We start from the raw sequence: 20,948 nt of genomic DNA on the forward strand, positions 1-20,948 counted from the left end.
ATCCTCCTTACAGTCAGTGCTCTATCCTATTGGACACCATTCGATACTTATTTGTCAACATTTCAAGAGCTCGACACCTTTATTGAGCCATCAGCAGCCCAAAAAACCTCTAACTGGGTGTAAAGGTTAATAGCGCTATATTCACCATTATTTGTAGCACAGATATAGGGTTGTTCTCCTTCCTTATTTTTTCAGAATAAAAGAATTATCCACGAGCTTAGACACATCGATCTTTTCCTTCAAAAAGCCTAGCTCCAGCAGAAGGTTCGCCGACGCTTGGAATTCCGTTACGATCTCATCAGAAATCGGTTCATTCTGGGCCTGATAATTATCTGCGAGCACTTTGATTAGCGTGATGTCTTGTTTTTTCAGTTCGGCATATGCTTTCAGTGCTTCGTCATAGTTTGCTTTTTCGTAGTCGATAGCTTTCTGCATCACCCTTAGGTAGGCTTCGACCGCCTCCGGATGCTCTTTCGTAAATTCAGCCCGGAACGCCACGAACACTGGGGATGGAATGTTCAATGATTCTCCACTGGCAATAATGGTTGCCCCGTTCTTAGTAACCTCTTGATAAGCGAACGGATCAGCGGTTACCCAAGCATCCAACTGCCCGCTCTCGAACGCCGGCTGCGCATCCGTAATAAGGAGGTTCACGAGGTTCAAATCAGATTCTTTGACATCAAATTTCTTCAGTGCTTTCACCAGAAATACATGGTTCGTTGTACCTTTTGCCAATCCGACGCGTTTGCCCTTCAAATCAGCTAATTCTTTGACATCACTTCCCTTAGGAACGATGACATAGTTAACTCCTTTAAGTCCAGTGGATAGAAATGAAGTCAGCTTCAAATCCACTTTTCCGGAGATCGCCGTAATAACCCCGCCATCTACCAGTGTCGTTACGTCTAATCGCTTGGCTGCCAAGGCTTCAATCGCTTGCGGTCCGCTTTGGAAATCGGACCATTCCACCTTACCGTTAATTTTAGCAAACTCCTCCTCAAACCAGCCTTTGCTTTGGGCAAGCTTAAGTTGGTTGCTGCCGCCATTGATGCCTATGCTAATCTTAAATGGCTTTGCCTCCCCAGTAGATGGAGGTGCTGAGGAAGATGAATCGGAGGTAGTTGGCGTATTTGAGGCCTGGTTGTTATCCTTGCCACAAGCACTTAACATCATTGCGAACACAAGAATGAGGGCGAAACCGAACAAGGCTGATTTTTTCATAATGATTATTCTCCTCTTTAAGCACAGTATGATTCTTCTATGATTTCTTGCATGGTTTCATTGCATGATTTACTCGCTTGCAATTTCCGCTGCCAGGTCCGCAGCAATGTCGCGCGCTCCATTTTTGGTGTATAGTTCTACCTTGCTCAAAATGCCCTTGAAAACAAATGGCGCCTCGTATGCAGGTGTGATCGGCGATAAGTAATTTTTCCCTACAGTAAACCCGCCGCCTCCGCCAAACATGACCGCTCCAGTCTTCTCAATGATGCCTTCCCCGGCTTGATCGCCGTTAATGAAAAGCTTGCCTGCGCCCGTGTGCTCTCCAGTCTTCGTATAACGAAAAGCCAGCGTAGACTTGCCGATTGGTACTTCTATATCCGAAGCGATGACATTGTAGATTTCTCCGAGATAGTTGTAGACGAACACAAGCTGATTGTCTTTTATGTAGAAAGAGTAACCTCCAAATCGGCTGCCTTCGGATACAAGTACCCCTTCGTCACCGTTTGAAGCACGTTCTACTGAAGCTTCGAAAGTAAACGAGCGATTGCGTAAATCGGGTCCTCGCAAGAACCGTGTACCGTTCAAGAAAGTGTGGTTAGCCATAGGCGGAACATTGCCCTCATCGCCAAAGGATTGCTTCAGACGATCCCATAGTGAACGGCCATCCAGAGGCAATACTCCGTATTTCTCCGCTTCGATCCACCACTTGTCGATCAGCTCTTTCAGCTTGTCAGGATGCACATCTGCCAAATTCGTCGTTTCGGAGAAGTCTGCGTCCAGATTGTATAGTTCCCATACGTCATCCTCATACCTAGAACCAGCACGGTGGTTGGTGACAGCTTTCCAGCCTTCGTGGTAAATCGCACGGTGGCCGATCATCTCATAGTATTGCGTACTTCTACGGGTCACCGCCGTGGCGTCATCGAAGGAGTAGGTAAGGCTGACACCTTGAAGCGGCTGCTGCGGCACACCGTTAATATAAGGCTGCGGCTCGATGCCGATCAACTCAAGGACGGTTGGCATAACATCAATAACGTGATGATATTGTTGACGGATGCCTCCGCCGTCTTTAATCTTATTCGGATAGTGAATAATCAGTGGTGTCTTGACTCCTCCGGCATGCAGCCATGTCTTGTATAGCTTCAGCGGTGTATTGCCTGCTTGAGCCCAGCCTGCGGGATAATGGTTGTTAGTTGTCGGGCCTCCCCATTCGTCGATATGGGCCAAATTCGCCTCTAAGGTTGACTTGATTCCGTTATAGCTCTTGAGCATGTTCCAGGTGCCATGCTCACCCGCTTCGCCACTCGCCCCATTGTCAGATATGAACACGATGATCGTATTGTCGAATTGTCCGATATCTTTCAGGAATTGAATGACGCGTCCGATATGATAATCGGTATGGTCGAGGAAGCCTGCGAATGCTTCTTGAGCTTTTGCATAAAGCTTTCGCTGATCTGCACTCAGCGAGTCCCAAGCCTGAACGCCATCGTTAGCTGGGGGCAGCTTAGTATTTGCCGGTACGATGCCAAGCTGCTTTTGCCGTTCGAACCATTGTTCGCGGATCTTGTCCCAGCCCTCATCGAATTTCCCTTTGTACTTATCGATATATGCCTTCGGAGCATGATGCGGATCATGCGTTGCTCCATAGGCCAGATACAAGAAGAATGGCTTATCCGGCGCTGCCGCCTTCTGATCGCGGATATATCCAATAGCCCTGTCAGTGAGGTCTTCGGTAATGTGATACCCCTCCGCGCTAGATTTCGGAGCTAGCACCTCGTGATTGTCCTGATGCAGCACCGGTTCGAATTGACTCGTACCTCCGCCCAAGAAGCCGTAGAAATGCTCAAATCCTCTCCCGAGCGGCCAATTATCGAAGGGGCCCGCAGCACTCTGATCTTCGTATGGCGCGAGATGCCATTTGCCCGAAATAAAGGTACTGTAGCCGCTATCCTTCAAAATTTCACTGATCAAGCCTGTCTCTTTGCTAATCTTGCCCCGTGTATGCGCATAGCCCGTATTTAAATCCGATACGCAGGACATTCCGATCGAATGTGGATTGCGCCCCGTAAGCAAGCTAGCCCGAGTTGGCGAGCAAATAGCCGTCACGTGGGAATTCGTATATCTCAGTCCCCCGGCTGCCAAAGCATCGATATTTGGCGTGTCAATCGTCGATCCGTAACTGCCTATCTGCGCATATCCCAAATCATCCAGTACAATATAGACGACGTTGGGTGCCCCTTCTGGTGCCTTGACCTTCTCTGGCCAACTGGGCACTGTCTCCTCCAGCGTATGGCCCACGGTTCCATGTTCATTAATAACGTAACGGGAAAATCTGTCTTCTGCCATTTCAATGCCTCCAATTTTATTTCGTTATTTTTTGATCGTAGTTTGATCGTAGTTCATTTGCAATTCATTGGCGCTCTCTTTTCAACTGCAGTCAAGCATCAGCTGCACACCGGAAGCCCATATGTCCTGTCGTGCTGTCTGGCGTATTGGAGGATCTGGCAGCTACCCGATACCTGTTGCAATACGACCGATGGCACAAGTAGGAGCCGCCCCGAATGACCTTCGAGGTACCTGCAGCCGGCCCTTTCGGATTGTCAGGGGTATCGAACTGATACGCTTCAGGATGGAACCAATCGGAGCACCATTCCCATACATTGCCGGAAACATTGTACAGCCCATAGCCGTTCGGCGGAAAAGAACGCGCTGCAGACGTGCCTCCGCAACTGTCGGTCTTATTGCTCTTATCCGGAAACTTCCCCTGCCAGATATTGCAGACGTGCCGGCCATCCGGCTTCAGCAGATCACCCCAGGGATACCTTTTCTGAATCAGTCCTCCGCGCGCTGCATATTCCCATTCCGCTTCACTCAGAAGCCGTTTGCCCGCCCATCGGCAATATGCATTCGCATCATTCCACGATACATGCACGACGGGATGATCGAGGCGATCTGCTATCGACGAATCGGGACCTTCGGGCTTATCCCATGACGCTCCTTCCACTACAAGCCACCATGACGCTCCGTCCACGCGTTGTGTTACCGAACGGATCGTCTCCGGGGAAGCGAACAGGTGAAAGACGAACGACCAGCCAAACCGCTCCGCATCCGACACATACCCTGTCGCTTGAACAAACTCAGCAAATTGCTCGTTTGTCACCGTACAAGGATCAACCAAGAAAGGGGCGATGCTCACATTACGTACGGGTCCCTCTCCATCCTGCTTGAAACCTTCTTCACTGCTGCTCCCCATCAGAAAAGTGCCTCCCGGCAGAGCGATCATTCCCTGTAAAGGGTCCTGTTTGTTACCGAGTCCGGTCATGCTGACCGCTTGCAGCCCGCCGCCTTCGCTTCGGCTGACCGAACAACAGGAGCTTTGCTCTAGCTGGTTCATGGTCCTCCCCCCTTATTTTGAAAGTATAATATACAGCTTTTTGGGGCGTGTTTATCAGATTGGACTTGGATGATGTTATCCTTTATAGCTGTCCTGCCATCTCAACAACCGATTCTCCAGAATCCGAACGAGTGAATCTGTCAACTTGCCAACAAAGGCGAATATCGCAATACCGACGAAAACAACGCCCGTGCGCATGAACGACCTTGCATCCTGAATCATATAGCCGATGCCTTGATCCGACCCCATCAATTCAGCTACAACTAAGCAGAGCCATGCTACGCTAAGCGACAGCCGCAAGCCAAGCAGCACATTCGGCAATGCGGAGGGAAGCACAAGCTTGGTAATTTGCTGATAGCGGTTGAACTCCAGCACCTTGGCTACTTCAAACAGTTTAGCATCCACATTGCGAACCCCTAGAAATGTATTCACATAAAGTGGAAAAAAGGCTCCCATCGCGATGAGCAAATCCTTCGATAACTCCCCAAATCCGAACCATAGGATAAACAAAGGTGTTATCGCCAGTAGCGGAACCGTCCGCAGCATTTGAATCGTTGGATCGAGCAAATCCTCGGCCCGTTTGAACATACCGACGAGTAAGCCGAGCAGCAAACCGGCAGAACCGCCAAGGCCGAACCCGATAAGCGCGCGCTGCAGACTAATTTTCAAGTGCCAAAACAAATCTCCTGATTTCACAATCGTGTAAAATTCTTTCAAAATAGCAATAGGTGAAGGAAACAGCAAATCAGACACCCAGCCTTGCCAGCTTGCGATTTGCCACAGCACCAGCACCAGAGCAGGAAGTACGCTGCCCCATACGAAACGGCGTGTTTTGGAGCCCCAATACTTCTTTGCTCCGGCTTTCTGGGGAGCTTCAAGGGGAGCTTGAAGATCTAGCTCCTGTGCAGCTGTGGATTGTTTGATGTTTACATTCGATGCAGCAGCATCAGTGCGAATGGACATAGACTCTTCCCTCTCGTTCTTTGAGCATAGCATTGCCTTGGCATTACCTTATCATTACCTTGTATCTTCCTTGGCATTGCTTTAGAATTGCTTGGCATTACCTCTATATTTCGTAGCTATCTTTGGTCTCTTCCAGCTTCTCCAGCGCATGAAGCACAGCTTTGCGCAATTCTTGGAAAGAAGACCCTGTACGCTTGCGCGGATGAGGAAGATCAATCGGGATGATCGTCTTGATTCTCCCTGGCCGTGCATCCAGCACGACGACCCGGTTCGCAAGAAACACCGCTTCGTCGATATCATGCGTGACGAACAGCATCGTCGTCCGATTATGCCGCCATATATCAAGCAGCACCTCCTGCATGTGACTGCGTGTGAAGGCATCCAGCGCACCAAATGGCTCATCGAGCAGCAGCACTTCAGGACTGCGAAGCAGCGCTCTTGCAATGGCAACCCGCTGCGACATCCCTCCAGAGAGCTGCTTCGGGTAAGACCGTTCGAAGCCTTGGAGCTTGACAAGCGAGATTAATTCATCAACCTTCCGGCGAACCTCAGGCTTCTTCAGAGACTGCTCTCCCGCAATGTTGCGCTCCACCGTCAGCCAAGGAAATAAGCGATGCTCTTGAAAGATAAAGCCTTTCTCCTTTGAAGGACGCTCTACCCTTCTATCCCCAAGCAGCACGGTGCCGGTATACTCAAGATCCAGACCGGCAACAATCTTGAGCAGGGTGCTCTTGCCGCAGCCACTTGGGCCGATGATGGAAATGAATTCGCCCTCTTGCACCGACATTTCGATATTATCCAGCACATGAGTCGCAGTCTCGTTCGAACGGAATGTTTTGTTCAACTGTCGAATGGTTAAAGCTGCTGATGACATCGTTCCTACCCCTCCCCAGAAATAAAAATCATTTACCAACCTATTCCCATGAATTTAATCGGATTAATACCAAAAACAAAATCCACTCGATGGGCTTCACGCAGGATTATGGAGGTCTCCCTCACTTAAATCCTTTGTTCGCCTCCAGTGGTCTGGTCAGCTATGCTAATTTCACAAATTAAATTTTTGTTTAATCTGTGAATAGTGTATCAGGATTAAAAATGGCTGTCAATCCATTATTTATATAATTCCCATTTGTATACAAGGAATTAAATTACGGCCTCAGATGTGCTATGATATCCTCAAATTTAAACCGGATTCCTTCGTATAGCTCTGTTGAAGAGTAGACATTAAAGCCTGTGAGCAATATCACGTAGCGTGCCGCCATTTGCATGGGATCTCCTGCTTTAATTTGTCCTTGCCTCTGTCCTTCTGCAACAATACCAGACAGGATCCTCAAGTTTTCAGTTGCACGGGATTTATATTGCTGTTTAAGTGCTTCAGGCAAAGCTTCCGATAGTGCAATATTCAAATGCAGCAGAACAATATATGATTTCTTATTTTCTTTTGGACTGCCAATAGAAACCAGCTTGTCCCATGGCGTGCCGCTTCCCTCAGAAAGCTTAGTCAGGGCTTCGCCAAAAGCAGTTTGGGAATGCGTGATCACTTCCCTGATCAATTCCTCTTTTGAGCTAAAATAGTGATATACATTTGCCGTTGTAATTCCGACTGCTTGAGCAATATCTTGCATTCGCACCCCACGCAGCCCGCTTAATGCGAACAGCTGCGTAGCCTTTTCCATAATATTATTTCGCTGTCGCTCCCTGAACTCGGCATCTCTTTCAACGTTCCTGGCCAACTTTGTTCCCCCTTACCCGCTATACGTAAATATATTGGGCTTATAGTAATAACCTGCTTATAGTAATAACTTTATCCTATTGGACACCATTCGAGACTTATTTGTCAATTATTCAGCGGAAAAGTATGCTTATGGGATTAAAACTTTTTCGTGACCTATTACGCATATATCTTATAAGCAGTATTTCTCCTACGGAAGTGAGAGGTGTTATGGATACAGAAGCAACATGGATCAAACAAATTAAGCTGAAATCTAGTCAAGCTGCAGCCGATGCACTCATTTCCAGCTACTATAAGGAGATTTATGCCTACGTCTACAAACAGACGATGAACAAAGAAATGTCTATGGATTTGACGCAGGAAATTTTCATCAGCATGCTGAAATCTATCGCTCATTTTGATGGAAAAAGGGCTTCATTCCGCACTTGGCTGTACAAAATAGCAACGAACCGAATCGTCGATTACTACCGGTCCAAAACTTACAAATCCGGCCGCACCGCTGCAGTCTTGGATGATGAGCTCATGGGAACGGAGGATTTCACGCTAACGGTCGAGAACAAACAGCAGGTTGAAGATATCGTCGCTGTAGTCAATCGGCTGGACGTATCCGCCCAGCAAATATTCAGGCTGAAATTTTTTGCGGAATATACGTTTGCGGAAATATCGGCACTGCTGCAGTTCTCTGAATCTACGGTAAAAACAAAGTACTATGCCATGATCAAAAAGATCAAAAATAGCCTGGAGGCGGATTCCTATGGATCGAGACCATCGAAATCATCAGTGCCATCAAGTCCATCAAGACCCATTCCCGATTGATTTCCCGGATGACAGCACCATCGAAGCGCAGATCAAAAGCATTGTCACAAAAGGCCTGGCTCCCAAAGAATCCTTCTACTCCTATCTCAAAAATATGTACGGACAGCTAGGCTTCAAATATATGTTCCGTGATATCACGGAAATTATTTTCGCCCTTGTATTAGGCTTCTTGATCCTCTTATTTGTGGCCATTGGAACCCATTATAGTCTAGCGTTCCGAATTGATGCCATGTATTCATTTATTTTCATCTTCTCTCCCGTGTTGTATCTGATAACGTCTATAATCTTTTTTATCCAAAAAAAGAACAGGGTTAACTATGAGGTTGAAATGACCTGTAAATACAACATTTATCAGCTGGCCGCTTTTCGAATGCTTGTATTCAGCCTGATCTGCATGGCTTTAAATGCGATTTTGATTTATTTCATCATGGCCTCTTTTCACCAAATCAACTTCCTGTATGCCCTGATGCTGTCCGCCGCTTCGTTATTTTTATTTTCAACCGCTTTTTTATATACGATCATCAGAATGTCTTCAAGCATCGCCAAATATGGCTTAACCATCGGCTGGATGCTCCTTAATCTCTTATTATTTACATTCAATACGGAGCAGTATACGTTGTTTCTTAGCAGCTTGCCCATCTATGTGTATGTGGTTATAGCGGCTGTTTGCTTCTTCTTTTATATCAAGCATCTCAAAAAACTGATCACGTTCAGAAGTACAGGAGGCGTAGTTTAGCATGTTAACCGTTCATCAGGTAAGCAAGCATTTCGGCAGCTTTTGTGCCCTTAAACAAATAAACCTTGAATTCACCAATGGTGTCTACGGCCTGTTAGCCCCTAATGGCGCCGGCAAAACAACACTTATCAAAATGCTCGCGACCCTGCTGTTTCCAACTGAAGGAGAAATTCTCTACAAGGGTGAAAGCATTGTCAAAATGGATGAGCGCTACCGCGAGCTGCTCGGCTACCTGCCCCAAGAGTTCGGCTATTATAAAAATTACAGCCCCAAGCAATATTTGCTGTATATCTCAGCTCTGAAGGGAATGCCAGCCGGCAAGGCCAAGGAGCGTGTGCATGAGCTTTTGAAGCTGGTGGCGCTTGAGCAGGTCGTGGATAAAAAGATGAAAAAATTTTCCGGAGGCATGATTCAGCGGGTAGGGATCGCGCAAGCAATGCTCAATGATCCTGAAATTCTGATCCTGGATGAGCCGACAGCGGGGCTGGATCCGAAGGAACGGGTACGCTTCAGAAACTTGCTGACAGAACTGGCCAGGGACCGCATCGTCATCCTCTCCACGCATATCGTTTCCGATGTGGAATCGATTGCCAACGAAATTGTGATGATCAAAGACAATCAAGTGCTGTATAAAGATAGTATTGCTAACATTTGCAAAGTGATTGAAGGCTGGGTTTACGAAACGGAAATCGAACATCAGACTGCGTCTGAATTCAGGAAACAGTACTTATCCTTGTCCGAGAAACAAGAGGAAGGCAAGCTGAAGGTCAGATTTATTAGCAAAGGGACGGCAGACCCTCTATGGAGGGCCGTGCTTCCAAGCCTGGAGGATGTATTTCTATATATTTATCAGGATGAAGCCGCCGCGCAGGAAGTATGAGGATGAGCATTTATTTATACGAGCTGAAAAAAGCTTTCACCTCGCCTGTTATTCTGACGCTAACTGCTGTATTTTTTGCCTTTAATCTTCTCCTTATTTTCAGCCATATTCATGTCAAAGATGATTTAAAGATTTTGAACAAGCTTGTAGACCGTTTTGGCTATGCTATCGATACTGAAATGCAAAATGATTTTCAAAATGATTATTCCGCACAGCTCAGTGCCATGAATGAATTAACGCAGCGCAAAATTGGCCAAACGTACGCGTATGCCGGGGACTTTTTTGAATATGAAAACTACAACCGCTATGTGCAGGAACAGCCTGAGCTATACAGCCCAGCGGAGCTGGATTTCATACATGAGCTGCGTGTTATAGAAATGTACCTTTACAAGATTCAGGATATCGATAGTACCTACAATGAGCTGGATTTAATGATGGTTGCCACTAGTGAAATCGGAAAGTACGGCTTGAGCGGACAAGCTGCCGAAACCGTAAGAAAGCAATATGCGAAATTAAGTGAACGGCTGGATACACTCATCGCCAACGGAGAGCACAAAAACCTGTTCTTTATGGGACCCATTTATCAAATGCACACCAAGCTTTTCAAAACACTGCTGCGGACTATGCTGTTCGAAATCATGATTCTGGTCGTCTTAATTACCGGATATGTAAGTAAATATGAGTTTGAAAATAAAACACATCTGCTTGCCTACTCCACGAAACGGGGCCGAAAACTGGCGGTGGACAAGCTTCTCGTCTCCCTGGCAGCTAGCGGAATTGTGACCACTATTGTTGTAGGACTTACTTTTGCTGCCTATTTTATCATTTACGATTATTCCGGGCTGTGGCATGTGCCGATCAGCAGTTTTTTTAACGCGGAAAAGCTGCCTTATATATCCTGGTGGAAAATGTCCTTTATAAGCTTTTTACTCTGCTCTGTGGTGCTGGCTTATGCCTGTCAATTGCTCTTTAGCGCCATGACCTTTGTGCTGTCTACTTTTATCCGCAACAGTTACCTTGTTTTTACAGGCTTTGCTATTTTATTTGGAGTCATCCTGCTCCTCCCGAGCTTTGTGCCTTTCTCTTCGAACGCCATACTGCTGAGCGTATTTACCCCTTTCAACCTTACTCTAAATCCACAAAGGTGGTTTATGGAAGGTGGAGCTTTTGGCACATTTAAATATTATGAACTCATTACGGTCTCTGTCTGGTCATTGCTGCTGGTTGCGTTGTGCTGGTTAAGTATCAGAAGGTTTATGAAACAAAGTATTGACTAATAAATTAAGGAGACTGTTGATGAGAATCCTCAGCCATGAAATCAGGAAAGTGTTCACTCTGAAAATGTTCGCACTGCTTATCGTTATTAGCGCCATCATCTATCAACTATTTATCAGCTTTTATTTCCAATACTTTCCCAACGGCAGACCGTTTCTGGATTACTATCGTATAAGCGTACAAATGTTGAAGGATTACGGCACACATATGGATGAAACGGAATTTCTACATTTCCAGCAGCAATATAAGGAGCAGGTCGAAGAAGCTAATCATTACCTTCAATCCAACAAAGGCTTTGTTGATGCTGGAATCACGACCTATGAAGATTTTAGAAATACCGTTTTTAATTCCGATCTGGAAGCCCTTCGTTCAGATGCCTATAATAAATCAAGAGTCGATATCTTTTATGAATTACAAGCAAGGGAAGGTCTTATTCAGAAATATGAAAACAAAGAAACAGATAAACTCAGAGCTTATGCTTATCCGAGTCCGATCAAAGAGGAGCAAGCAGCCCGAATCGAGCAATTGGTGAATAATGAAAGCATCACAGCCATTTTTCCCCACCTTGTTTTTGAAAACTATAATACTTTAATCACCTATGTAGCGGTACTGGTCGTGTTAAGTGTTAGCTTTATGATCTCTCCGATGTTTATAAAAGACAGGAAAAATCATGTCATTGATCTGCAATATACCGCCAAAACGGGAAGACCCTTGTTCAAAAAGAAAATAGCCGCGGCTATGGTTTCATCATGCCTTATCACTACTGCCCAGTTGCTCTGCTTTTTCCTGCTGTATTCGGCGAACCATGTGAGTATGTTTTTCAATTCCAACATTAACTCGGTTTTTAACTACGGTGCATATTGGTATGATCTAACTTTTATCCAATACATAGTCCTGACAGTGGTCGCCCTGTATGTTCTGGGCATGATTGTCACGCTATTAACGCTGCTCATTTCAAGCCTCGCACCTAATTACATTACTATTATCGGAGCTCAGGTGCCTCTGCTCTTTATTTTATTAAAATTGCTGTTAGATGTTCTGATCGGCGATTCCATAAATATCCGCTATCCGCAGTATGTTCAGCCTTTATTGTACCTGAGTTTAGCCGCGGCGGCAGTGATCATGGTTATTGTGAGATGGAAAAAGGAGCAGGTTGCTGACATAAAAGGATGAGTAGGCGCCTTGTGGTGTTCCATTGAGGTGTGTGTTCGTAACTTGGGTGCGTTGCGGAGGGAATGGATGTGGGCTCCAGCCGCTGTTAAAGATTTGTTCCCTTGAATGGAATGGTGATGCAGAGGTGGGAAAGGCGGACGCTATCGCTCTTCCACCCACACCCCTTCCCTTCTTCCAGCTACAATCGCACGAACACCAAGCAAGAAGATATTGAAACAACAGGTAATCTTTGTTACTATGAAAAGAACAAACCACTATGTGTGACTGGCGGAACATGGCTTAACCATGAGGAAGCACATAGCATAAGCAGCCGTACGCCTGGGCAGAGGTAAGGGGATATCCCCTTACCTCTTTATGTTTTCTAATACATTAGAGGAGTCGATGTGGGATGAATACGGAAAAGCTTATTTTGGATGGCGCATGTGTAGCTAACGACATTAAGGAACAATTGCTTAGTAGGGTGAAATTACTAGCTGAAAAAGGAATCACACCTTGTCTGGCGACTATTTTAGTCGGTGATGATCCGGCTTCTGCTACGTATGTCCGTATGAAAGGCAACGCCTGCAAACGACTGGGCATAGAGTCCAGACGTATTAGCTTAGGCAAAGACACCAGTACCGAACAGTTAATCGCAATAATCCAACAGCTTAATGAAGATTCTGATGTTCACGGCATTTTGCTGCAGCATCCGGTTCCGCATCAGATTGATGAAAGAGCTGCTTTTGACGCTATTGATATCACGAAGGATGTTGATGGTGTAACCACATTAGGTTTTGCCCAGAATGCTTTTGGATTTGCTGCTTATCCCTCCTGCACGCCAGCAGCCATTGTCGCTATACTTGATTATTATCAGATCCCGATTGAAGGAAAACATGCGGTGGTAGTTGGCCGAAGTCCAATTTTAGGCAAGCCGGTCTCCCTTATGCTGCTGAATAGAAATGCTACGGTTACCATCTGCCATTCCAAAACAAAGAACCTCGCAAGCATTGTCGGAACAGGTGACATTGTTGTCGCCGCGGTTGGCAAACCAAAGTTTATTCAAGGTGACTGGATTCAACCAGGTGCAGTGATCCTCGATGCAGGATACAACGAAGGAAATGTTGGCGATGTGGACTATGAGGCTTGTCTATTACATGCAAGTGCGATCACGCCAGTGCCTGCCGGAGTAGGACCAGTCACTATTGCAACACTGTTAAAGCATACGGTAGATGCAGCTGAGCAGCTGGCGTTTTTGAGGTAAACGGCCTTTCGGCGCCTTATGAAAAGTTTGTAAAAATGAAATAACGCCTGCTGAGTGGTCTCAGCAGGCGTTATTTCAAAATAGGAGTTGCTCCCCTATATGACTTTTTGGTCAGCTTGAAGCTTGCGTTCACGATTTTTCACGTATCTCCGTCTAAGCCATATAGCAATCAGCAGAACAGGAACGGCAATTAAAAAGATGTACAGCGATACCTCTTTTACCATGCCTTCAGCCGCATTACCATACAAGTAGAATAAAAGCCCAACGAGATAAAATTTAACGGCCCGGCCAAGAGCAGCATAGCAAATCAGCCGCCACAAAGGAAAATTCATGCATCCGGAAATAATGGTAAATACCTTGAACGGAATCGGAGTGAACGCGCCAATGAGGATTGCAGCCTCACCGTTCTTCTGAAACATCGCTGTTGCTTTATCTACCCATTCTTTCTTGAGGAGCTTATAGAGGACAGCGTTGCCTAACAATTTGCCGATAGCATATCCGAGCGGGGTTCCAAGCATACAGCCTATAAATCCCGCAGTAGCAAGCCACAAAGCCGTGGAAGGATTCATCATGCTTAAAGAAACTTGTAGAAAAAATGCTGGAATCGGAAAGATGACGGCATCGGCAAAGGAGTGAATAAATAATCCCCATGCGCCGAACTCCATTAGAAAATCCATTACATTTTGCAGCATATCAGAAAACTCCTCTTCCCTAAAGCCTTATGCGATTTAAAACACCATGATCCAAAGGTATTGCCTATCAGCATATTATATGCTATTTTATCATTTTTCGAAATGGACCTGCGGCGGTTTTATAACCAGACCTGGGACGGGGAATGCCACAACACGGTTTCTATCCGGATTGTTTGTTCTACTCTACGACAAATTCAACTCTCGTACCATCGGTATATTTCTCCAGTTGGTTGCCAACCCAAGACCCTGCCCCACGATTATCCGACGGAGTTATGTAAGCAATATCTGCACCTGCTCCGCCTTCAGCACACATGGCCATCGGCCATTCATCACGATCGTACCCCTTCTTGGTCGCAATGCCTTTGAGCGATTCCTTCCTGTTCTCTTCCGCTCCGTCTCTATCAATGGTACAAATCGGGGACTCCCCCGCAGCGATCGCATCCTTAATATGCTTAGCCGTCTCTGGAAAACGATCCGACGGAAATACAATCTTAACATCGGCCTCTGTAGAGGAGGTTGTTACGGATGCATCATTTAATAAATCTAATCGGGGAACAACGAATACGGCAATAAGAAGTACTAAAAATGCAAATAAACTGTTTTTCTTTTTTGTAAATAATTTAGACTTTCTTTTCAATGTGGGCTTCCTCCTGTTGTATCCTTGATGTGAGAACCTTGCGGTGTCCTTTGAGGTGCATGTTTGAAACTTAGGAGCGTTACGGGAGGGAATGGCTGTGGGCTCCAGCCGCTGTTAAAGAATTATTCCCTTGAATGGTATCGATGAGGAGGTAGGAACAAATCTTTAAAGGCGGACGCTCTCGCTCTTCCGCCCACAGCCATTCCCACTCTTTAGCTACACTCGCACGAACACCAAGCTCAAACGGACTGCCAGCAAGGGTTTTTCTCTTGATTAGAGGAGATTTCCTACGAGCTTAGGCGCTGGGAAGGAAGAACGCCCCGCCAGCACACGCAACCGAGAGGGTCTGCTACTTTAACGATGTTTTTCATCGTTAAAAGCACCGGGTCGCCTCATATCCTTGCTTTAACAATGAAAAACATCGTTAAAATCCCTTTTAACCACCCTGAAACGCCATCCTTCCTCTTTTAACGATGAAAAACATCATTAACATGATGGATTGATCTGGAACACTTACTTTAACGATGAAAATCATCGTTAAATGCAGCACACGCTCATTTCGACAGAGGCGGGCTGCTTCGGGGTATGCTCTTCCCTCTTATGCTTTAACACTGTAAAGCACTTAAACTTTCTTATACCTCCAAAAAAACCCGCTTCAACAGCGGGCTGGCATACGTTCCATAAGTAGTTCGTCATTCCTTAGAATGGAGCTCTTAAGTGCTGTATGGACATTATAACAAACATTTGTTCCTATTTCCAACACTATTTAAAAGCCTATTTGTCCCCTTGCTTCTCCCTGCTTATCCGTCTGTTATCGGCTTGTTTATCAGCGTATTTGTCGGCCAAATCGAATTCCATTAGGTCTCTGCCCATCGTGATCGGTCCTGCATAGATCTCTCTCATCCCCTGGATGTAAGCTTCTTCTGCTTCTTTTGTTTTGGCTGGTGCAGGAATATGATGCGTGAGCAGCAGATGCTTCACCTCGGCTTGTTGGGCGATCTCCGCGGCCTGCAGCGTCGTCGTATGATATTTTGCCGGATTATTGAGGCTTGTTGCCTGGTCCGGATACATGTCGATCAGAGCATCCAGCCATTCTTTATTGTAGGCTTCATGCACCAGCAGATCGATTCCCTTGGCGTGCTTGATCATATTGTCCACGGGGATTGTGTCCCCAGAAATGATTGCTGACTTTCCATTGTATTCGAATTTATAAGCGATAGCTGGATATACGGGCCGATGATCCACCTCAAAAGCAGTAATCCGAATTCCGTCCTGATCATAGACAACGCCTTCGTTGCACTCATGATATTCGATTTTTGACCCGTCTACAGCAGACTTGTTGTAGTTGATACGAAGATTGACGTCAAAGGCGAAAGATTCCTCCATCTTCCCAATAATCGCTTTGGTAGTTTCGGGGCCATACACCTGCATCGGAACGGTCCGATTGGTGTAGACGGCACCAGGCACAACATGCGTCCGCCAGCTGCTAATGAACACGTCAAAAAAGCCCGAATTATGATCACTATGGTGATGCGTAAACAGCACATCCGAAATCCACTGCGGCATAATTCCCGCGAGCAGAAGCTGGCCAACCGTCCCTGCTCCGCAATCGACTAGAAACACCTTGTTCCCTGCCAGCACCACGGCCCCAGGCTTAGCTACACCGTAAACCGCGCGCGGAGAACCCGTTCCTAACAGAATCACCTTCAGATGCTCATGAAAATCGGGTACGAATTTTTCCTGTCCTTGAATGTATGCGTTCAAATTGTTCATATGTGCAGATCCTCTCAAAAATGATTGCAAAAAGATTCCATGTCAATCTTAACATATGGAATTAACGGTTTAAATACCTTTTTCAACTTTGGCAGCAGGCCTGACTATACAAATTCGTTGCGAGGTGTAGCTATTGAACCATTTATTATCCTTAAAAGAACTTAATCACAGCGATCTCAACGCCATCGTTCAAAAGGGAATCGAAATCAAGAAACACCCACAGCTTTATTTCAATGCTTGCGAGCGAAAAGGTCTATTGATGCTGTTCCAAAAAACCTCAACCCGAACTAATTTATCTTTTCAATCAGGCATAAATCAGATGGGTGGTTACGCTGTTCCTTTGGACTGGGACTCAAGTAATTTCAGTATTTCTCCAATCAAATATGAAGTGCAGTATGCATCAAGAAATTGTGATCTGATCATGGCCAGACTAAAAAAACATTCAGACCTTATGCAGCTTGTAGAGTATGCCCAAGTACCTGTCATTAACGGCTGCTGTGATCGCTACCACCCCTGTCAAGCATTGGCTGATTTGATGACGATCTATGAAGTATCCGGTACATTTCAAGGTTTAACCCTCACATACGTAGGTATTCATAACAATGTTGCCAATTCGTTGATTGCAGGCTGCATCACACTGGGAATCACCCTTGTACTAGTGACTCCCATCATTAACGATGCTTCCTGGGATGAAGATTTGATGCAAACAGCTTACGCGAGCGGATATATAAAAAATATGCATAATCTAAGTGAAGCCGCTGCCATCTCTGATTATATGTATACGGACACCTGGATCGACATGGAGTTTTACCGTAACACCCACAACCAGGATGAAAAAGAAAAGCGAATCCAAAAGATGATACCTTTTCAGCTTAACAAAAAGAACCTGAATGGCAGCACCCCTTATATTATGCACGACATGCCGATCCATCCCGGCTTTGAAATTGCGGAGGAGCTCATTGAATCGGAGAAATCTATCATTTATCAGCAAGCTGAAAACAGAATGCATGTGCAGAAAGCTTTGCTGCTTTATTTGCTTGAGAGCCGTTAATTTGTTGTGCGAGGAATTCACATACAAACATCCGCGAAAATGGAACCTGAACGCAACGAAATTTTTTATGTTGTAAAAAGAACGGCATGCAGTTTAGTATATTAGTATAACTGTAGCCAGAGGTGAAGCTGAATGATTGACATGCAGTATATATACGAACTTGAAGCAGAGATGGATATAATGAAGCTTGTAGATAATTATTATGAAATAAAATCAATCCTGAAGCAGTACCCTCAGGAACAGTGGTCATATGAAATGATTTTAGCATATGCAAGGGCACTGAATGTTCTGCAAGATTATTCTGACCAGACCAATCCATTTGAGCAAGCATACGGACTGCTGCAAACTGTTTCTGATAAGGGAATTACAGACGCTGAATGGCATTTAATAATGGCTTCTGTTAGTTTTAATCTACAACTGTATGCTGAGGCAGTAAACCATGCTGAACAAGCAAATACTATTATAGCTGGCTGTGCTGATGATATGCTTGCGCTCTACTCACAATATGACTAGTAGAACGCTTCTGAAATAACATTCATATATCGCTCCAACCCATGTTTCCATCGAAAAGAGACCACACCGACACCAGCCAGGGTTTTTCTCTTGATTGGAGAAGATTTCCTACCGGCAAAGACGCTGGGGATGAAGATCTGCGAGGAGCTGCTACTTTAGCGATGTTTTTCATCGTTAAAGTACGAGGTCGGCATCAGAATCTTACTTTAACGATGAAAAACATCGTTAAAATCCCTTTTCACCATTCAGAGAGGCCATTCGTCCTCTTTTAGCGATGGAAATCATCGTTAAAGTGACGGATTGGCCTGGAAACCTTACTTTAACGATGAAAAACATCGTTAAGTGCAGCACACACTCCATTTGGGGCGGGTTCCTGCGCAATGTTGTCAAGTTAAGCGGGCCAAATGTGTGCAGTCTTTCGCATACATACCGCCGCTTCGGCCAGCGCAAGCACATTTTGTACCCAGACATGCTCCCGCTTCGAAATGGGTCTGCTTATATATAAAAATAGACCCTAAAGAAGGGTCTTAGAGGTTTTTTCCACTAACTAGATGTTCATCTAGATTTTATCAATTGGGAAGCATGGTCTGAACGGAAGCAACTTGTTCCCTAGATCAAGGCAATAGCAAGAAGAGTAAACAGAGACAAAGTTAAAATATCATTTCTCGGTCCAAACCCAAACCATGCCGAAGTCCGAACTCCGCCCGAAGTCCGCAAATAAACATTGTTTCTATCCACGCTCTCAATAACGCCCTCAAAGCACCCGCAGCAAGTATGAATGCGAACTCTGCAATTCACATGCCTCATACATAAATCATACATTTCATACATTTTAGTTCACCCCCCATCATATTTACCGTATCCGAGAAAAATTCTTGTGAGGCAAAATAAGAGCTATCAAAGAATCACAATTTCTCTGATATAACTTCTGTATCCTATGAAAAGCCCCCGACCAGGGTTTGGACTACATACAAAATATGCTGCTGTAACCCCTGCCCTTTCGGCTTCTTGCTTAGAGACCCAAGGGCTTGGTAGCTTGCTTTCATGCCATTTCGTTTTCATGTTATAATACTAATGTTCTGCGATAAGCTATTTACTTTTAAATATGAAGGAGGAATACCTGATGAAAAAGAAATCAATTAAATCCTTATCTTCTGGCATCGGGTACTCTACTGCTGTTTTTTTCTAGAATTGATTATTGACGCGATAAGTCTGTCAAAATGAAGGGAAATTAAAAAACAGTGAACATATATAACTATCTTCAGTTGTATATTTCATATTTATAAGGGAGCATTTATACGTGGAAAACTTAAATAATAATGTAGTGAAAAGATATAATCCGGAAAACATATCGAAACCTGTTGGGAACTATAGTCATGTAACAAAAATAAGTAGACATGCTGAAACGTATGTGTTTTCTGGTCAAATTGGTATCGATGAAAACGATAATATCCCCGCAAATTTTAATGAACAAGTAACAAATACAATGAGCAATATTGTTAAAATCCTTTCCTCTCAAAATTTGACTCCTGATCATGTAGTTAAAATCAACATTTGGGCCACAGAAGAAATTGATTGGGATCATTTCTATGGAATTTGGAATAAAGTATTCGGTCCCACACCTCCTTCAATGACCATTGCTTATATTACAGGATTAGGTTTACCTGAATTAAAGATTGAACTAGATGTCTGGGCTGCAGGTTGATTTTTAAAATGAGTTCTATTCTATAAAAATAAGAAAAACCTTCACCAACCGTAATGGCTAGTGAGGGTTTCTCCTTTGGTGAAAATTTGATGTTTGACTTGTTTCTTTTTATTGAACTTTCATACTACTTACTCTGCCGCTTACTAACTACAATTTTTTTAAAATCATCCACCAGTTCTTGTCGTACAAATCCAGCTCGACTTCTTCAAGATCTAAATTTGCCTCTGTGATCCACTCTCTGGCTAAACGTATGTAGGAGCTATGGAATTCTGACGAATAACCGATCTGCTCATATCCAGCGTACGTGCAATTGTCAAAAATGATATACCCGCCTTTTTTTAACAGTTTCGTACAGGTATCTATGATTTTAATAAAAGGCTCGTATGCGGCCTCCTTCAGCTTTCCCTGATCGTTATATCGCATCACTGCTTGCAGCATTTGAGGCTCGATCGTCCACCAATTGTTATTAACGGTGTCAATCCCTTCGATATCGGCGATAATCGTTTGTATAATATCATTAAGCGCGTGATGGAAAGAAACCACTTCAAACGAATCGTGTTCATAATAATCTAATAGGTTCACACCGTCATCTTCAATAATTTTGATTTGTATGTCCAGATCCGCCGTTTTTTGAAAAAAGCCCTTAGACAGTTCTTTGTTCAGGTTGGCCGTTACATAAGTTGCGTTAGTAGCGTTAGTAGCGTTAGTAGTGTTGCCAGAATAAGCGTTGAGTGCTCTCGGGATATAAATAGTATCACCAGCCGCAATTTCAAAAACGGCCGCATCTGGCGGAACACGCAGTATTTCGAATAAATTAAACCATGAAGCGGTGTAATACAGTTCAAGCAAATCTTTGCTCATCTCTCCAGTTAGATCAATGGGGTTGCGAATTACCTGCTTTAGCTGATTATCGATCCCTTCAACATTCATTTCATGCAGTCGTGAGATGGTTTCAGCAGGCAAATGGTTTTCTAAATGAGGTTGGAACTTCCCTGCGTCAATTTGTCCAGCAAGCGCCAATAAATTCATTATCATCACTCCGCACGTATAATGTACCTCGGAAGTAACCCTTCCTGATAATTCCATAATAACAAACAATAATTGTTATGAATAGACTTCTCAGCAAATGGACAATGGACTTGCGGGAACA

The 20,948-nt window shown here is 44.7% G+C and carries 21 protein-coding genes and 1 riboswitch; of the genes, 9 read left to right on the forward strand and 12 right to left on the reverse strand.

Annotation, left to right across the window (positions count from 1 at the left end):
* Positions 1–183: 183 nt before the first annotated feature.
* The 6 genes from J2Z66_RS25275 to J2Z66_RS25300 form a co-directional block, all read right to left on the reverse strand.
* Positions 184–1,218 carry an NrtA/SsuA/CpmA family ABC transporter substrate-binding protein gene (locus J2Z66_RS25275; protein ID WP_209975513.1) on the reverse strand — a complete coding sequence of 345 codons (1,035 nt, stop codon included), beginning with the start codon at positions 1,216–1,218 and terminating at the stop codon, positions 184–186.
* A 69-nt stretch (positions 1,219–1,287) separates the two neighbouring features.
* Entirely contained in the window at positions 1,288–3,564 is a 2,277-nt protein-coding gene (locus J2Z66_RS25280; protein ID WP_209975514.1) for an arylsulfatase, read from the reverse strand.
* A 91-nt stretch (positions 3,565–3,655) separates the two neighbouring features.
* Positions 3,656–4,612: a formylglycine-generating enzyme family protein gene (locus J2Z66_RS25285; protein WP_209975515.1), complete on the reverse strand. Its 957-nt coding sequence runs from the start codon at positions 4,610–4,612 to the stop codon at positions 3,656–3,658.
* 75 nt (positions 4,613–4,687) lie between these two features.
* Positions 4,688–5,575 (reverse strand): ABC transporter permease, encoded by an 888-nt coding sequence (locus J2Z66_RS25290; protein WP_209975516.1) that lies wholly within the window; start codon positions 5,573–5,575, stop codon positions 4,688–4,690.
* Between the two features lie 103 nt (positions 5,576–5,678).
* Complete coding sequence (locus J2Z66_RS25295; protein ID WP_209975517.1) at positions 5,679–6,449, reverse strand: ABC transporter ATP-binding protein; 771 nt, start codon at positions 6,447–6,449, stop codon at positions 5,679–5,681.
* Positions 6,450–6,723: 274 nt separating this feature from the next.
* Complete coding sequence (locus J2Z66_RS25300; RefSeq protein ID WP_209975518.1) at positions 6,724–7,308, reverse strand: TetR/AcrR family transcriptional regulator; 585 nt, start codon at positions 7,306–7,308, stop codon at positions 6,724–6,726.
* A 209-nt stretch (positions 7,309–7,517) separates the two neighbouring features.
* Here J2Z66_RS25300 and J2Z66_RS25305 point away from each other — a divergent pair, with 209 nt between their 5' ends.
* The 6 genes from J2Z66_RS25305 (at position 7,518) to J2Z66_RS25330 (ending at position 13,427) form a co-directional block, all read left to right on the forward strand.
* Positions 7,518–8,123 carry an RNA polymerase sigma factor gene (locus tag J2Z66_RS25305; protein WP_209975519.1) on the forward strand — a complete coding sequence of 202 codons (606 nt, stop codon included), beginning with the start codon at positions 7,518–7,520 and terminating at the stop codon, positions 8,121–8,123.
* Entirely contained in the window at positions 8,062–8,859 is a 798-nt protein-coding gene (locus tag J2Z66_RS25310) for a hypothetical protein (protein ID WP_209975520.1), read from the forward strand. The genes J2Z66_RS25305 and J2Z66_RS25310 overlap by 62 nt, the downstream gene beginning before the upstream one ends.
* 1 nt (position 8,860) lies before the next feature.
* Positions 8,861–9,739 (forward strand): ABC transporter ATP-binding protein, encoded by an 879-nt coding sequence (locus J2Z66_RS25315; RefSeq protein ID WP_209975521.1) that lies wholly within the window; start codon positions 8,861–8,863, stop codon positions 9,737–9,739.
* A 2-nt stretch (positions 9,740–9,741) separates the two neighbouring features.
* A complete protein-coding gene (locus tag J2Z66_RS25320) occupies positions 9,742–11,016 on the forward strand; it encodes a hypothetical protein (protein ID WP_209975522.1) in 1,275 nt (424 codons plus the stop codon).
* 19 nt (positions 11,017–11,035) lie between these two features.
* Positions 11,036–12,187, forward strand: a complete 1,152-nt coding sequence (locus J2Z66_RS25325) for a hypothetical protein (RefSeq protein ID WP_209975523.1) — start codon at positions 11,036–11,038, stop codon at positions 12,185–12,187.
* A gap of 250 nt (positions 12,188–12,437) precedes the next feature.
* Positions 12,438–12,518: riboswitch (ZMP/ZTP riboswitch) on the forward strand.
* Between the two features lie 57 nt (positions 12,519–12,575).
* Entirely contained in the window at positions 12,576–13,427 is an 852-nt protein-coding gene (locus tag J2Z66_RS25330) for a bifunctional 5,10-methylenetetrahydrofolate dehydrogenase/5,10-methenyltetrahydrofolate cyclohydrolase (protein ID WP_209975524.1), read from the forward strand.
* Positions 13,428–13,522: 95 nt separating this feature from the next.
* Here J2Z66_RS25330 and J2Z66_RS25335 read toward each other — a convergent pair whose 3' ends face one another.
* From J2Z66_RS25335 to J2Z66_RS25345, 3 genes are all read right to left on the reverse strand, one after another.
* Entirely contained in the window at positions 13,523–14,119 is a 597-nt protein-coding gene (locus J2Z66_RS25335; protein WP_209975525.1) for a YqaA family protein, read from the reverse strand.
* Between the two features lie 178 nt (positions 14,120–14,297).
* Positions 14,298–14,756, reverse strand: coding sequence for a NucA/NucB deoxyribonuclease domain-containing protein (locus J2Z66_RS25340; RefSeq protein WP_245375829.1), 459 nt, complete (start codon positions 14,754–14,756; stop codon positions 14,298–14,300).
* Positions 14,757–15,530: 774 nt separating this feature from the next.
* Positions 15,531–16,529 (reverse strand): MBL fold metallo-hydrolase, encoded by a 999-nt coding sequence (locus tag J2Z66_RS25345; protein WP_209975526.1) that lies wholly within the window; start codon positions 16,527–16,529, stop codon positions 15,531–15,533.
* 133 nt (positions 16,530–16,662) lie between these two features.
* On the opposite strand from J2Z66_RS25345, the gene J2Z66_RS25350 reads away from it, so the two are divergent.
* Both J2Z66_RS25350 and J2Z66_RS25355 read left to right on the forward strand, forming a co-directional pair.
* Positions 16,663–17,580, forward strand: coding sequence for an ornithine carbamoyltransferase (locus J2Z66_RS25350; protein WP_209975527.1), 918 nt, complete (start codon positions 16,663–16,665; stop codon positions 17,578–17,580).
* A 132-nt stretch (positions 17,581–17,712) separates the two neighbouring features.
* Positions 17,713–18,093, forward strand: a complete 381-nt coding sequence (locus J2Z66_RS25355; RefSeq protein WP_209975528.1) for a hypothetical protein — start codon at positions 17,713–17,715, stop codon at positions 18,091–18,093.
* Positions 18,094–18,318: 225 nt separating this feature from the next.
* Here J2Z66_RS25355 and J2Z66_RS25360 read toward each other — a convergent pair whose 3' ends face one another.
* Together J2Z66_RS25360 and J2Z66_RS25365 are read right to left on the reverse strand one after the other, a co-directional pair.
* Entirely contained in the window at positions 18,319–18,564 is a 246-nt protein-coding gene (locus J2Z66_RS25360; protein ID WP_209975529.1) for a hypothetical protein, read from the reverse strand.
* A gap of 138 nt (positions 18,565–18,702) precedes the next feature.
* Positions 18,703–18,924, reverse strand: coding sequence for a hypothetical protein (locus J2Z66_RS25365; protein ID WP_209975530.1), 222 nt, complete (start codon positions 18,922–18,924; stop codon positions 18,703–18,705).
* 469 nt (positions 18,925–19,393) lie between these two features.
* Between J2Z66_RS25365 and J2Z66_RS25370 the strand changes: the two genes are divergently transcribed.
* Positions 19,394–19,798 (forward strand): RidA family protein, encoded by a 405-nt coding sequence (locus J2Z66_RS25370; protein WP_209975531.1) that lies wholly within the window; start codon positions 19,394–19,396, stop codon positions 19,796–19,798.
* Positions 19,799–19,945: 147 nt separating this feature from the next.
* On the opposite strand, the gene J2Z66_RS25375 is transcribed toward J2Z66_RS25370, so the two are convergent.
* On the reverse strand, positions 19,946–20,827 hold the full coding sequence (locus J2Z66_RS25375; RefSeq protein WP_209975532.1) for a hypothetical protein: 882 nt from the start codon (positions 20,825–20,827) through the stop codon (positions 19,946–19,948).
* Positions 20,828–20,948: the final 121 nt, after the last annotated feature.

This window comes from Paenibacillus eucommiae (genome assembly GCF_017874215.1).
In the GTDB taxonomy this organism is placed as follows: domain Bacteria; phylum Bacillota; class Bacilli; order Paenibacillales; family NBRC-103111; genus Paenibacillus_AI; species Paenibacillus_AI eucommiae.

What these genes read in the sequence shown, in the direction of transcription:
- J2Z66_RS25275 (WP_209975513.1), bottom strand. Translation starts at nt 1,218, where the DNA reads ATGAAAAAATCAGCCTTGTTCGGTTTCGCCCTCATTCTTGTGTTCGCA.
- J2Z66_RS25280 (WP_209975514.1), bottom strand. Translation starts at nt 3,564, where the DNA reads ATGGCAGAAGACAGATTTTCCCGTTACGTTATTAATGAACATGGAACC.
- J2Z66_RS25285 (WP_209975515.1), bottom strand. Translation starts at nt 4,612, where the DNA reads ATGAACCAGCTAGAGCAAAGCTCCTGTTGTTCGGTCAGCCGAAGCGAA.
- J2Z66_RS25290 (WP_209975516.1), bottom strand. Translation starts at nt 5,575, where the DNA reads ATGTCCATTCGCACTGATGCTGCTGCATCGAATGTAAACATCAAACAA.
- J2Z66_RS25295 (WP_209975517.1), bottom strand. Translation starts at nt 6,449, where the DNA reads ATGTCATCAGCAGCTTTAACCATTCGACAGTTGAACAAAACATTCCGT.
- J2Z66_RS25305 (WP_209975519.1), top strand. Translation starts at nt 7,518, where the DNA reads ATGGATACAGAAGCAACATGGATCAAACAAATTAAGCTGAAATCTAGT.
- J2Z66_RS25310 (WP_209975520.1), top strand. Translation starts at nt 8,062, where the DNA reads ATGGATCGAGACCATCGAAATCATCAGTGCCATCAAGTCCATCAAGAC.
- J2Z66_RS25315 (WP_209975521.1), top strand. Translation starts at nt 8,861, where the DNA reads ATGTTAACCGTTCATCAGGTAAGCAAGCATTTCGGCAGCTTTTGTGCC.
- J2Z66_RS25320 (WP_209975522.1), top strand. Translation starts at nt 9,742, where the DNA reads ATGAGCATTTATTTATACGAGCTGAAAAAAGCTTTCACCTCGCCTGTT.
- J2Z66_RS25325 (WP_209975523.1), top strand. Translation starts at nt 11,036, where the DNA reads ATGAGAATCCTCAGCCATGAAATCAGGAAAGTGTTCACTCTGAAAATG.
- J2Z66_RS25330 (WP_209975524.1), top strand. Translation starts at nt 12,576, where the DNA reads ATGAATACGGAAAAGCTTATTTTGGATGGCGCATGTGTAGCTAACGAC.
- J2Z66_RS25335 (WP_209975525.1), bottom strand. Translation starts at nt 14,119, where the DNA reads ATGCTGCAAAATGTAATGGATTTTCTAATGGAGTTCGGCGCATGGGGA.
- J2Z66_RS25345 (WP_209975526.1), bottom strand. Translation starts at nt 16,529, where the DNA reads ATGAACAATTTGAACGCATACATTCAAGGACAGGAAAAATTCGTACCC.
- J2Z66_RS25355 (WP_209975528.1), top strand. Translation starts at nt 17,713, where the DNA reads ATGATTGACATGCAGTATATATACGAACTTGAAGCAGAGATGGATATA.
- J2Z66_RS25360 (WP_209975529.1), bottom strand. Translation starts at nt 18,564, where the DNA reads ATGTCTGGGTACAAAATGTGCTTGCGCTGGCCGAAGCGGCGGTATGTA.
- J2Z66_RS25365 (WP_209975530.1), bottom strand. Translation starts at nt 18,924, where the DNA reads ATGTATGAAATGTATGATTTATGTATGAGGCATGTGAATTGCAGAGTT.
- J2Z66_RS25375 (WP_209975532.1), bottom strand. Translation starts at nt 20,827, where the DNA reads ATGAATTTATTGGCGCTTGCTGGACAAATTGACGCAGGGAAGTTCCAA.